At 70.0% G+C, this 12,946-nt stretch carries 11 protein-coding genes; 7 read left to right on the top strand and 4 right to left on the bottom strand.

The genetic code is table 11. The annotated features are described in order from the left end of the window. Positions 1 to 16: 16 nt before the first annotated feature. Positions 17 to 778 carry an alpha/beta fold hydrolase gene (locus tag ABN273_RS07315; protein ID WP_349447877.1) on the top strand — a complete coding sequence of 254 codons (762 nt, stop codon included), beginning with the start codon at positions 17 to 19 and terminating at the stop codon, positions 776 to 778. A 282-nt stretch (positions 779 to 1,060) separates the two neighbouring features. Here the strand turns inward: ABN273_RS07315 and uvrB are convergent, their stop codons facing one another. The 3 genes from uvrB to ABN273_RS07330 form a co-directional block, all read right to left on the bottom strand. Continuing rightward, the gene (gene uvrB / locus ABN273_RS07320; RefSeq protein WP_349447878.1) at positions 1,061 to 3,169 is read right to left on the bottom strand and encodes an excinuclease ABC subunit UvrB; all 2,109 of its coding nucleotides are present in this window, start codon (positions 3,167 to 3,169) and stop codon (positions 1,061 to 1,063) included. A 43-nt stretch (positions 3,170 to 3,212) separates the two neighbouring features. Then, positions 3,213 to 4,829 carry an IS200/IS605 family accessory protein TnpB-related protein gene (locus ABN273_RS07325; protein WP_349447879.1) on the bottom strand — a complete coding sequence of 539 codons (1,617 nt, stop codon included), beginning with the start codon at positions 4,827 to 4,829 and terminating at the stop codon, positions 3,213 to 3,215. 369 nt (positions 4,830 to 5,198) lie between these two features. Next, complete coding sequence (locus tag ABN273_RS07330; RefSeq protein WP_349447880.1) at positions 5,199 to 5,372, bottom strand: hypothetical protein; 174 nt, start codon at positions 5,370 to 5,372, stop codon at positions 5,199 to 5,201. A gap of 60 nt (positions 5,373 to 5,432) precedes the next feature. Between ABN273_RS07330 and ABN273_RS07335 the strand changes: the two genes are divergently transcribed. From ABN273_RS07335 to ABN273_RS07360, 6 genes are all read left to right on the top strand, one after another. Beyond that, positions 5,433 to 7,037, top strand: coding sequence for an SPFH domain-containing protein (locus ABN273_RS07335; RefSeq protein WP_349447881.1), 1,605 nt, complete (start codon positions 5,433 to 5,435; stop codon positions 7,035 to 7,037). A gap of 1 nt (position 7,038) precedes the next feature. Further along, a complete protein-coding gene (locus ABN273_RS07340) occupies positions 7,039 to 8,277 on the top strand; it encodes an SPFH domain-containing protein (RefSeq protein ID WP_349447882.1) in 1,239 nt (412 codons plus the stop codon). A 10-nt stretch (positions 8,278 to 8,287) separates the two neighbouring features. Next, positions 8,288 to 9,061 (top strand): sporulation protein, encoded by a 774-nt coding sequence (locus ABN273_RS07345; RefSeq protein WP_349447883.1) that lies wholly within the window; start codon positions 8,288 to 8,290, stop codon positions 9,059 to 9,061. 113 nt (positions 9,062 to 9,174) lie between these two features. Continuing rightward, a complete protein-coding gene (locus tag ABN273_RS07350) occupies positions 9,175 to 10,263 on the top strand; it encodes a hypothetical protein (protein ID WP_349447884.1) in 1,089 nt (362 codons plus the stop codon). Beyond that, positions 10,260 to 10,877, top strand: a complete 618-nt coding sequence (locus tag ABN273_RS07355; protein WP_349447885.1) for a hypothetical protein — start codon at positions 10,260 to 10,262, stop codon at positions 10,875 to 10,877. The genes ABN273_RS07350 and ABN273_RS07355 overlap by 4 nt, the downstream gene beginning before the upstream one ends. 10 nt (positions 10,878 to 10,887) lie before the next feature. Then, positions 10,888 to 11,715 carry an inositol monophosphatase family protein gene (locus tag ABN273_RS07360; RefSeq protein ID WP_349447886.1) on the top strand — a complete coding sequence of 276 codons (828 nt, stop codon included), beginning with the start codon at positions 10,888 to 10,890 and terminating at the stop codon, positions 11,713 to 11,715. 35 nt (positions 11,716 to 11,750) lie between these two features. Here ABN273_RS07360 and ABN273_RS07365 read toward each other — a convergent pair whose 3' ends face one another. Continuing rightward, positions 11,751 to 12,923 carry an ArsB/NhaD family transporter gene (locus ABN273_RS07365; RefSeq protein WP_349447887.1) on the bottom strand — a complete coding sequence of 391 codons (1,173 nt, stop codon included), beginning with the start codon at positions 12,921 to 12,923 and terminating at the stop codon, positions 11,751 to 11,753. Positions 12,924 to 12,946: the final 23 nt, after the last annotated feature.

Below are 12,946 nucleotides of genomic sequence, written 5' to 3' on the forward strand. Positions count from 1 at the left end.
ATACAAAGGAGACGCCATGCATGATGCCATCGTTCACCCCAACGGCACCCGAATGCGCTGGGTCGAGCTGCCAGGGGCCGCTCCGCCGCGCGTCTACGTTCACGGGCTCGGCGCCACCTCGGCCCCCTACTACGCCGAGGTCGCCGCCCACCCGCTCCTGCCACGCAAGCGTTCCCTCCTGATCGACCTGCTCGGTTTCGGCATCAGCGACCGGCCGCGCGACTTCGCCTACACCCTGGAGGCCCACGCCGACGCCCTGGCCGAGGCGCTGCGCAAAGCCGGGGTCGCCGGGGCGTCGTTGATCGCCCACAGCATGGGTGGCGCGGTGGCGATCGTCCTGGCCGCGCGCCATCCGGAGCTGGTCGCCAACCTGGTCCTCGTGGACGCCAACCTCGACCCGTATCCCCCGACCCCGGTCCAGCCGGGCAGCAGCGGGATCGCGAGTTACACCGAGGAGGAGTTCGTCTCGCACGGGTGGAAGGAGGTACGCGACCGCGTAGGCCCTCACTGGTGGTCCACGATGCGCCTCGCGGACCTGCGCGGGCTGCACCGCACGGCCGTCAGCCTGGCGGCGGGCACCACGCCCACCATGCGCGAGCTCCTCAAGACCCTCCCGATCCCCCGCGCCTTCCTGTATCCGGAGGGCGACCCGCCGCAGGACGCCGACGGCCTGCGGGCAAGCGGCGTCGAGGTCGTCGCGATCCCCGAGTCGGGCCACAACATCATGCTCGACAACCCCGAGGCCTTCGCCCGCACCTTGGCAACCCTCTTGCCCTAGCCCGCGCCCGGACTGCCCTCTGCCGTAGTCCGCGTCCGGACCGCCTTGCCGTAGCCCGCGCCCGGACTGCCCCTCTTGCCCTCGCAGTGCGACGACCCGTGTTGATCGTCTTCTCCCCGGGCAGCCGACCGACGCGACGGGCGGGTGGCGGACGGCCGCTTGGCGCGCGGCACGGAGCCGGCGCCGCGCACCCTGAAGTCGCGCGTCAGGCGGGCGGTGGGCGCCTCCCGACGTCACGCGCCCGGCGAGGGAGCAGCGTCTCCGCGTGTCACGCGCCTGGCGTCACTTGACCCCGGCCTCGCGCATGTCGCGTAGCTCGCGCTTGAGCTCCTTGATCTCGTCGCGCAACCGCGCCGCCACCTCGAACTGCAGATCGGCCGCCGACTGGTGCATCTGCTCGGTCAGCGACTCGATCAGGGACTCCATCTGCGCCCGCGGCATCTCGCCCGCGATCGCCTTGGCATGCTGGCCGGCCTGCCGCGCCCCGAAGCCGGGCACCGGGGCCTTGCCGCGCGACTGCTGCCGGCCGCCGCCGAGCAGGCGGTCGGTGTCGGCGTCCTCACGCTGCAGCGAGTCGAGGATGTCGGCGATCTTCTTGCGCAGCGGCTGCGGGTCGATGCCGTTGGCCTCGTTGAAGGCGATCTGCTTGGCCCGCCGCCGGTTGGTCTCGTCGATCGCCCGCTCCATCGACGGCGTGACCTTGTCGGCGTACATGTGGACCTGGCCGGACACGTTACGGGCGGCGCGGCCGATGGTCTGGATCAGGGACGTATCCGAGCGCAGGAAGCCCTCCTTGTCGGCGTCGAGGATGGCCACCAGCGACACCTCGGGCAGGTCGAGGCCCTCGCGCAGCAGGTTGATGCCGACGAGCACGTCGAACTCGCCCGTGCGCAGCTCCCGCAGCAGCTCGATGCGGCGCAGCGTGTCGACCTCGCTGTGCAGGTAGCGCACCCGGATGCCGAGCTCCAGCAGGTAGTCGGTGAGGTCTTCGGCCATCTTCTTCGTCAGCGTCGTGACCAGCACGCGCTCGTCGCGCTCGGCCCGTTCGCGGATCTCGTGGACCAGGTCGTCGATCTGCCCCTTGGTCGGCTTGACCACGATCTCGGGGTCGACCAGGCCGGTCGGGCGGATGACCTGCTCGACGACCTCGCCCTTGACCCGCCCCAGCTCGTACGACCCCGGCGTGGCCGAGAGGTAGACGGTCTGGCCGATGCGCTCCAGGAACTCCTCCCACTTCAGCGGCCGGTTGTCGAGCGCCGACGGCAGCCGGAACCCGTGCTCGACCAGCGTGCGCTTGCGCGAGGCGTCGCCTTCGTACATCGCGCCGATCTGCGGCACGGTCTGGTGGGACTCGTCGAGGACCAGGATGAAGTCCTCGGGGAAGTAGTCGAGCAGCGTGTTGGGCGCGCTGCCGGGCTCGCGCCCGTCCATGTGGCGCGAGTAGTTTTCGATGCCGGAGCACGTGCCGATCTGCCGCATCATCTCGATGTCGTACGTCGTGCGCATCCGCAGCCGCTGCGCCTCCAGCAGCTTGCCCTGGCGCTCCAGCTCCTCCAGCCGCTCGGTCAGCTCCGCCTCGATGCCCGCCACGGCGGCGGCCATGCGCTGCTCGCCCGCGACGTAGTGGGAGGCAGGGAAGATGTAGAGCTCTTCGTCCTCCGTGATGACCTCGCCGGTCAGCGGGTGCATGGTCGAGAGCTTCTCGATCTCGTCGCCGAACATCTCGATGCGCACGGCCAGCTCTTCGTACTTCGGGATGATCTCGATCGTGTCGCCCCGCACCCGGAACGTGCCCCGTGTGAAGGCCAGGTCGTTACGCGTGTACTGCATGTCGACCAGGCGGCGCAGCAGCTGGTCGCGGTCGACGTCCATGCCGACGCGCAGCCTGGCCATGCGGTCGACGTATTCCTGCGGCGTGCCCAGGCCGTAGATGCACGACACGGAGGCGACCACGATGGTGTCGCGGCGGGTGAGCAGCGAGTTGGTGGCCGAGTGGCGCAGCCGCTCGACCTCGTCGTTGATCGAGGAGTCCTTCTCGATGTACGTGTCGCTCTGCGGAACGTACGCCTCAGGCTGGTAATAATCGTAATAAGAAACGAAATATTCGACCGCGTTGTTGGGCAGCATCTCCCGCAGCTCGTTGGCGAACTGCGCGGCGAGCGTCTTGTTGGGCTGCATGACCAGCGCGGGCCGCTGCAGCCGCTCGATCAGCCAGGCGATGCTGGCGGTCTTGCCGGTGCCGGTGGCGCCCAGCAGCACGCTGTCCTTCTCCCCGGCCTTGACGCGGCGCTCCAACTCGGCGATGGCCGTCGGCTGGTCGCCAGAGGGAGTCATCTCGGTGACGACCTCGAACGGCGCCACCTTCCGCTGCAAATCTGTGACCGGTCGCATGTTGCCACTGTAGGCCGCTCCACCGACAGAAACGCCACCGTCCCTAAGGACTGAGCTTGAGTTGCGCATGCTCAGCCGAACGCTCCGAACGGTGTTGAGCGTTCTGGTCGCCCGCGTACTCGCCGCGTCCGGCGCCGGCGGATCGCGTCCGTGGCCCGGGTGCGCGGGGGCGGGGTCCCTCACGCCCGCGAGCGGCCGCTCCGGCCTGGACGGTCCGATGCCCCTGCCCATCACTCCGGTGGGCAGGGGGCGGTGCCGTCCGACGCCGGATCGGGTGCCCTTGGGCGCGTCTGCCGATCGCCACGGCGGCTGCGTCGTGGCGCGTGGTCGTGCGAGTCTTGCTGGTGAGGGGCTTTTGCCAGTGCTGGGCGCCCCACTTGGAGGTATACGCCGGGTCGGCGGCGATGATCGCGATCCCGGTGGCGTCGGCCATCGAGGTGAGCCGGGCCCTAAGTTTGCTGGTGGGTATGCCGGAGATGAGCTTTCGGAAGCGTTTGCGGCGGCCGTGCTTCTCCCGGGTCTTCTCGGTCTGAAAGTCGAGGTCTTCGATGGCGATGGCCTTCACGCCGCAGGCCCTTGCCCAGTGCAGCAGCCGGGTCAGGGCGTGGCGGACCTGAGCGTCACGATGGTCTGCCGACCCGGACAGGTCGTAGGTGAAGCGGCGGGGGTTGCCGATGGGGTTGCCGTGCACGTCCAGGCGCCAGGCGGCCAGGTGGTCGGCGTTGGTGTCCACCCCGATCACCCCTGCGGCGAGCGCAGCCGAGAGGGGCACGGCCGGGGGAGCGGGTCGCTGCCAGGAGGCGGTGATGTACCAGCGTCCGCACGCCGTGTCCAGGTGGATGCGGTAGGCCACCGCCCGGTTGGCCTCGATGCGGTCGGCCCATTCGCTGCGCCGGTGGGCGAAGGCCACCCGGCAGGCCAGCACGTAGCGGCCGTGCGGCGCGTTCGCCAGGTGCGCCAGCGGCACAGGCAGCTTGATCGACACCTGCCCGTCCGGGGTGATGCGAATGGTCTCGTTGCCGTAGCGTTTACCGGACTCGCCGTCGGCGGCCAGGAACCAGCGCTCGGCCTCCCAGGTCTGCCGCCACTCGGCCTCCGTGAGTCCGGCGGCCTCCAGGTGGTGGCGGGCGCGGGCGAGGCGTTTGCCGCCGCGCACCACGCGGACCCGTCCGGCTTGGTGGTCGGCCCGCAGCCGCTTGAGCCGGTCGTGCAGGAGGTGCAGGCGGCGGGACTTGGCGAACCACTCCTGCGCCGAGCGGTATCCGCCCGGCTCCTTGCCGGTTCCCTTCTTCCCGATGGGCAAGGACAGGCGACGGGTGATCGTGGCGATGGCAGCGGCGAGGTCGCGGATGTGGTCGGCCTGGCAGCGGCGGGCCAGCGCCCACTGATCGTGGGACGCTTTGGTGATGGCCCCGGCCCACCGCGCCGACGACAACGCGGTCAGCGCACGCTTACGGGCCGCCCAGGTATCGGCGCAGTGTCCCAGCCCGTCGGCGCATCGCGCTTTCAGGTCGGCCGAGGCCAACACGCCCAGATGCGCGCCAACCAAGCGCAACACCCTGTCATCCTCAGGCGTGAGGTGTTTGAGCCGGTCGCGGACAGCGACACCGGATGGGCCGGGCACCACGAAGGCGGAGGCGATCGCGCGAAGCTCAGCCATGTCGGAGGCACTCCGGCGCGATGCCGTCGCGGTTCATGGCCGACCGACGTACACGGGCGGTCAGCGCTTCTGGATCGCGGCCGAACAGGCACGCCGGCACGACTGGCACTCACTCTCCTCGGATTTTCACGCTGCGTGGCCGCAACGATACCAAGAGTTTGCCCTACCGATAGAACATATGCGCGATACACCAGCAGGCTCATATGCGGCCCGCCCGGCTGAGCCCTGATCGGCAGGCGGCCCTGACGCGACAGCGGTATGTCGGACGAGGGCCACCCCTTTGCGCACGGGGTTTCCAGCGAATCCACACCGTGCCATATCGCAACAGAGTCGCCTCATGTACCTTGATGCACACTCAGTCACTATTAGCTACGCACCCAACTCGTGCCCTGCCATCCGATAGAGGATCGGCAGCGCCAGCACCAGCCCAGCCATGGCCCAGGCGAGCAGCACGAGCGCGGTCGCACCGGCCGCCAGGGATCCGCCGATCTCCACGGCGGCGGCCGCGTGAGTCAGCGGCGCCGAGTGGACGTGACATTGCAAGCGAACAGTAAGTCACACCCGATACGGTCGGATTCGCCTGTAGCGGAAAAGGAAGGTTCGATGTCACGACCCAGAGAGGCAATGATCCAAGCGGGGCAGGGCATAGCCCAAGCGGTTGCCCAAGGGGGTGACGTACGGCAGGCGATGGGGCAGGCAGTGGGCCAGGTCGTCGACCAGGCGGGGCAACTGGCGGGCCAGGCCCGGGGCTTCGCGCTGAACCCGCACGACTTCGCCGCGGCGCGCGACGGCGGCGCCTCCGTCGGTACTGTCATCGAGGCCAGGTCGGCGTCGCTGAACGAGGCCGGCGAGATCGTCAACCGCAGCTTCGCCGAGAACGGCATGCACGTCATCTCACCGGTGGTCATCCCCAAGGGCAGCACGGCGAAGGTGGTCGTGCCGCTGGGCATCCTGGTGGTGCTGGGACTGATCGGCGCGCTCGGCAACGTCATCCCGAACACCGATCTGATCTTCGGTCCCCACTACTGGGTGGTGCTGGTCCTGGCGGCCGGGTTCCTGTGGTGGCGGCGCAGCGTGGTGATGGTGCCCGAGGGCTGCAAGGCGCTGATCACGCAGTTCGGCAAGCTGGTGCACATCGCGGACCCGGGCCGGGTGACGCTGTTCAACCCGTGGAAGCGGGTCAGCTACATCGTCAACACCACGCGCGAGTACCCGTTCAACGCGCCGATCAGCGAGGCGCCGACCCAGCAGGGCGTCAAGGCGAGCGTGGACCTGTTCCTGCAGTTCAGGATCGAGAACCCGGCGGAGTTCATCTTCGTGCTCGGCTCGGTCAGCGGCTTCCAGTCCAAGCTCCAGAACGCCATCAGCGAGGTCACGCGCTCCCTCATCTACGCCCAGCGGGCCGAGGAGATCTACGACCTGGTGGGCGAGAGCACACTGGGCATGCTGGAGAGCCTCAACCAGCAGTTCCTGCCCGCCGTGCGGCTCACCGACGTGAACATCACGCACGCCGAGCCGTCCAGCCAGGAATACCGGATGGACCTGGCCGCCCCCGAGATGGTCCGCGTCGCCAAGGAGGCCTACACCTACGAGTACGAGCTCCAGCTGCGCAAGGAGCAGAACGAGGGCGACCTGGTCAAGGAGCTGGCCGGCCTGCAGGAGACGCTGAGCGCCATCCAGGCGGAGATCGCCGGTTACCAGGCCCGCATGGACACCGCGCTCGAACGCGCCACCCACCAGGCCACGGCCCAGGCCAGGCAGCGCCTGGTCGAGGCCGAGTCCACGGCCAACGCCAACGCCGCCCTCCTGGAGGCGCAGGCGCTGGACATCCGGGCGCTGTCGGCCGCGGAGGCGCCCGAGATCCTCGACTACCGCTTCCAGCAGGACCTGCTGAACAAGCTCGAGTCGGTCGCCACCAGGCTGCCGCAGGTGGTGCAGGTGGGCGAGGAGACCGACATCGACTTCCTGGCCCTGGCCCAGCAGCTCGTGGGCGGCAAGGACGCGGCGCTGTTCTCCGCCGAGGACATGGCCGCGATCCGTGCCAGGCTCGACGAGATCGGCGCGCGCGTGCAGAGCCGTGAGGCCGAGATCTCCGCCCTGCTCAAGAAGGCCACCGCCGACGTGACCGAGCCCCAGGCCCCGCCGGAGCCGGACGCGGAGCTGGAGCGAACCGTCGAACGCCTGCTGCCCGGCAAGGGGGAGATCTGACATGACCCGCGAGTTCTCCAAGATCAAGGAGTCGCTCGCCTCCTGGGGCGACATCCGTCAGCTGCTGCGCGGCGGCGAGCAGGGCCAGCTCGTGCCCGTCGTGATCCCCAAGGACCGGCGCGGCTTCGCGTGGATGGCGCTGGTGTTCCTGGCGCTGTACTTCGCCGGCATGGCCGTCCTGACCGAACTCACCCTGATCCCCGCGCTGGCCGCGCTGTTCTTCCTGGTCGTGGCGCTGGTCACGATGTGGCGCAAGGCCATCATCGAGATCGAGGAGGGCACCACCGGCGTGCGCAGCCGCTGGGGAGCCATCACCGGCACCCTCCCGCCGGGCCGCCACTACCTCTGGCTGCCGTGGGACCGGGTGGACGCGGTCGTCGACACCTCCACCGAGATCCCGTACTCGGCGCCGATCGTGGCCTGCCCGACCGCCGAGAGCGTGCCGCTGAAGTCGATCGAGTTCTTCCTCAAGTTCCGCATCGTGGACCCGGTCGCGTTCGTCCGCACCATCGGCGCGGGCAACTTCGACCTGGTGCTCTCCAGCGCGGTGCAGGACGCGATCAGGCAGCGCAGCCGCCGGGTCAACACCGAGCGCGCGTACGACCTGCGCGGCTCCGACGTCGGCGACATGCAGGAGGCACTCAACCGCCAGCTCGGCCGGTACGGCGTGCGCATCACGGGCGCCAACATCCCCGACGTCCAGCTGCCCGACCAGTACCAGCAGCACCTGGCCACCCGCGAGAAGGTGGCCAAGGAGCTCTCGGCCTACGAGCGCGAGTGGGAGCTGACCCGCAAGCGCCGCATCGACACCCTGCTGATGGAGATCGAGCGCTCCAAGAAGACCCGTGACGCCCGCGTCGTCGAGGTCAAGGCCGCCCACAACAAGGCGCGCAAGGACGTGGCGCGCATGCTGGAGGAGCAGGAGACCGAGGCGCAGCGGGTGACGTGGGAGATCGAGGCGCGCGGCCGGGCCGAGCTGACCGCCGCCGAGAACGAGGCCAAGGCGCTGCGCCGCCTGGCCGAGTCGTACCGGGACAACCGGGCCGTGCTGCAGTACGAGCTGGCCCGCAGGCGCCTCGACGTGGGCGCCAAGCTCGCGGAGAACGCCCCCCAGCCGCTGGTCGTACGGACCCAGCAGGGCCAGTCGGACTCCGCCCTCTCCACCCTCCTCCTCGCCCAGCTGCTCCCCCGCATCTCGGGCACGGGTACCGGCCAGCTGAACGGCCACACACCTTCTTAGGAGAACCCCCATGGTGTTCCGCAAGTTAATGGCCGCGTTCGGCGCGGGCGTCGAAGTAGACACGGTGCTGACCAACACCGGCGTGCGCCCCGGCGAGCTCCTGCGCGGCGTCGTCCACTTCCGTGGCGGCAACTCCGACTACAAGGTCGAGGGCATCCACATCGACCTGACCGCGGTGGTCGAGGTCGAGTCGGGCGACAGCGAGTACAAGACGACCTACAGCTTCCTGCGCCAGCAGGTCGCGGGGACGTTCCAGCTGGCCGCGGGCGCGCAGCACCAGCAACCGTTCGAGATCGCGGTTCCGTGGGAGACGCCGATCAGCGCCATCGCCGGGCATCCGCTGCACGGCATGAAGCTGGGCGTCCAGACGGAGCTGGCACTGGCGGGCGCGTTCGACAAGGGCGACCTCGACCCGCTGTTCGTCAGCCCGCTGCCCGCGCAGGACCACGTGATCGGCGCGCTCGACCGGCTGGGCTTCCAGTTCAAGAAGGCCGACCTGGAGCGTGGCACGCTGTACGGCTCGACGATGCCGTTCTTCCAGGAGATCGAGTACTACGCGGGCGGGCAGTGGCGGCGCCACTTCAACGAGCTGGAGCTGACGTTCATCGCCGGGCCGCGGCAGATGGACGTCATCCTGGAGGCCGACAAGCGGGGCGGCTTCCTGACCTCGAGCCACGACGCCTACAACCGTTTCACCGTGCGCTACGACGACCCGCCCCACGCGGCGGACGCGGCGCTGCAGCGCGGGCTGGAGGCCATGGCCCGCCACCGCGGCTGGTTCTGACCCCGACCGCCGCCCCGCCGACCAACGGCGGGGCGGCCGACGGGTAGGTGATCGCTCCTTTGCGTGCCCTGGCAGTCGCATGCCGCGGTCGTTACCATGACGTCGGGGACTCAATGATCGTCGGACGGCGGGGCGAGGCGATGGCACGGTTCGTGGCGGCGGTGAAGCGGATCGCCCCATGGGCGGCGCAGAACGCCGACGGCGCCATCGCCCTCCTGCTCGCGATCGTGATCGGCGTGCTGGGCGTGCTGCCCAACGAGATCGTCCCGACCGAGGTGCAGACGCAGCTGGTCAACGCCGCCACGCTGGTCATCATGGCGCTGGTGGCCACCGCGCTGCTGCGCGACCGCGCCCGCCAGGCCCCGGTCGAGGAGACGATCACCTCGGGCGCGCTGGCCGAGCTGCCCGTGCGCCTGGCGCGCATGGAGGAGATCGAGACGCTGGTCGGCAGCACCCGCAAGGCCCTCGACTCCCTCCAGCTCGTCAGGGTGCTGGGCAGCAAGCAGGAGATCGCCCAGTCCCACGCGGAGGCGCGCAAGGACACCCCCAGGTGGAGCTTCAAGGGCGGCACCGGCACCTACCTGCGCGCGGTGACCCTGCCCGAGTGCGTCGCGGCCGCCCGCAGGGACAAGCGCCACCTCACGGTCAGGGTCGAGGTGATCGACCCGTCCAACCCCGAGGTGTGCGAGACGTACGCGCATTACCGCCGCTCGCTGTCCGACGCTCCCGACGGCACCGGCGAGACGTGGACGACCGACCGGGCCAGGAAGGAGTCGTACGCGACGATCCTGGCCGCCTTCTGGCACCGCCAGCGCTACGGCCTGCTCGACATCGCGGTGGGCCTGTCGTCGACGATGACCACGTTCCGCTGGGACCTGTCGGCCACCCGTCTCATCATGACGGTCGAAGACCCCAACAAGGCGATGACCGCGCTGGCCGGCACGTTCTACTACGAAAACTGCGACACCGAGCTGCGGCTCAGCTTCGAGCAGGCGCGGCGGGTGCCGCTGGAGATGTACAAGAAGGTGCCGCTCAGCGATGAGCCCACCATCGAGGAGGTGCAGGAGCTGTTCGAACGCATCGGGGTGCCCCTGCCCAAGTCCTACAACGGCCGTGACGTCGTCGACATCGCCCGCAAGGCGTTACGCGCCATGGACCCATATGGTGAGCCGCTCCCGGCCGCTCACCCGCGAGAACCATGAGCCATCACGGCGTCCACCAGCGGGTGCTCGAGGGTGAGGCCAGGTCGTGGGCGCTCGAGACGCTCTCGGCCGGCCACCTGACCGCGGTGCGCCACCCGCTCGGATTCGTCTGCCTGCCGCTGGAGCGCGACGGCGGCGAAGGGGTATGCATCCACCTGTGGTCCGACTCGCTCGCGCACGCCGAGAGCACCACCTCGCAGATCCACTGCCACAGCTGGGACCTGGTGAGCCACGTGCTCTACGGCCAGGTGCGCAACGTGCACATGGTGGTCACCGACACCGCGACGGACGCCACGCACCGGGTGTTCGAGGTGGTCAGCGGGGCCGGCGGCGACCGCATCTCGCCGACCCGGCGCACCGTGCGGCAGGCGACGGGCCTGGTGGAGGTGTTCGGTCCCGGCGAGACGTACACGCTGGCCGCCGGCCGCTTCCACAGCAGCGTCGTGCCCGAGGGCGGCGAGGCGGCCACGATCGCGCTCGGGCGGGGCCGCCCGGGCAGCCGCGACCTGTCGCTCGGCCCGCTGGACGGCGGGCCGCACCACGTGGCCAGGCAGCCGCTGGACGCCCGCGAGACCGAGCTGGCCGTACGCCTGATCACGGCGCACCTGACCTGAGAGGCACCCGATGGACCTGGATCACGCCCGCACGGTCGCCGTCGAGGCCGCCGAGGCCGCGGGAGCGCTGCTCCTGGAGGGCATGCGGGGCTCAGTCGGAGGCGCGGTCGGCGTCCGGGCCAAGGGGGACGCCGGCGACGTGGTGACCGATCTCGACCTGGCCTCGGAGAAGCTGCTGCTCGAGCGCATCCTGACGGCGTACCCGTCGCACGCGGTGATCGCCGAGGAGTCGGGGCTGGTCGGGGCCGCGGGCGGCGAGTGGACGTGGCTGGTCGACCCGCTGGACGGCACCAACAACGTGGCGATCGGCCTGCCCGCCTACGTGGTGGGCGTGGCGCTGTGCCGGGGCGGGCGTCCCGTGCTCGGGGTGGTGCACGACCCGGTCTCCGCGAAGACGTGGTCGGCGATCCGCGGGCATGGCGCCCTGTCCGCCCCGGCGGGGTCGTCCTCAGGGGTGCGGCTGGCGCCCCCGTACGCGCCGAGACCGCACGGGCCGCTGCTGGCCTGGACCCAGGGCTACGACGTGACCAGGGACGACACGGCGGTGCGTGCGCTGAAGACGGCGCTGGAGCTGCATGCGCGCAGGCTGCTGCAGCTGTGGGCGCCGCTGCTGTCGTGGGCGATGCTGGCGCGCGGCGACATCGACGGCATCGTGGGCTACCGCGCCGAGGCGGTGGACCTGCCGGCGGGCGCGCTGCTGGCCAGGGAGGCGGGCATCGAGATCAGGGCGCTGGACGGCGGCCCGTTCGAGGAGTGCTTCGACGGCACGCCCGACGACCGCAGCTTCGTCGCCGCCCATCCGCGGGCCATGCCCGGGCTCCTCGCCCTCCTGAAGTGAGGAGAAGTCCGCAGAAGATGTGTGTCTTTTGTCACTCAGGCGAACCGCACCAGCGCCCACACGGTGGCGAGCAGCCCCACCACGGCCAGGCCCGTGCCGGTGAGCAGGAAGCGGCGCATCGGCACCTTGACGTCGTGGCGGCGGCACGACTCGAACCACAGCAGCGTGGCCAGCGACGCCCACGGCGTGACGACCGGGCCCACGTTGGCGCCGACCAGCAAGGCGAACAGCTGGTTCGTGTCGCCGGCCGGGATGACGGTCTCGACGGCCTTGTACGCGGGCAGGTTGTTGATCGTGTTGGCGAGCCCGGCCCCGACGGCGGCCGTGCGGTACGGGTCACCCTCCGTGCCGACCAGCCACGTCATGAGGTCGGACAGGCCGTGCCTGCTGAGGGTGGGCACCACGAGGAACAGCCCCGTGACGAAGACGACGAGCTGCCACGGGATCAGGCTCCACGTCAGGCGCTTGCGGTCCCGTACCAGGAAGGCCACCACGACGATCGCGGCCGCCGCCGTGGCGGCGGCGGCCACGTGCGCCTCGAACAGCAGCAGAGCGATGAACAGCAGGCAGCCGGCCGACGCGGCCCCGAACAGCACACGGTCGGCCACCGGCTCCAGCAGCGGCGGCGTGTAGCGCAGGTCGCGCCGCTCGCCGCGGCGCCAGTAGAACACCCACAGGAACGCCATCGTCACCGCGATCGAGGCCAGCTGCGGCGCCCACATGCGCGCGGCGAACTCCTGGGCGTCGAGGCCGATCTTCTCCATGCCCAGGAGGTTCGTCAGGTTGGAGACGGGCAGCAGCAGGCTCGCGGTGTTGGCCAGCCAGATCGTGGTCATGGCCAGGGGAAGCGCGGCGATGCGGGCCTTGGGGGCCAGGGCGAGCATGACCGGGGTGAGCAGGACCGCCGTCGTGTCCAAGTTCAGAAATATCGTGATAAATGACGCAAAAGCAGTGCAAAGAAAAAAGAGCGCGGCGTAGTTGCCGCGCCCGAGCACCGCCATCCTCGCCGCGATGGCGTCGAAGACCTGAGCCTCCTTGGTGAGCTCGGCCAGCACGATGATCGCCACCAGGAAGATCAGCAGCGGCCCGATCTCGTCGAGGCTCTCAGCCGCGGCCTCCCACGGCAGCAGCCCGGTCGGCACGAACGCCACACCGAGACCGAGCAGCCCGATCCTGATCCTGTCGAGCACGCCAAGACGCCGCCACACCCGTCGATCTTACGGCTTGGCTG

The sequence above is a fragment of the Nonomuraea sp. B19D2 genome, assembly GCF_040137845.1.
Lineage (GTDB): Bacteria > Actinomycetota > Actinomycetes > Streptosporangiales > Streptosporangiaceae > Nonomuraea.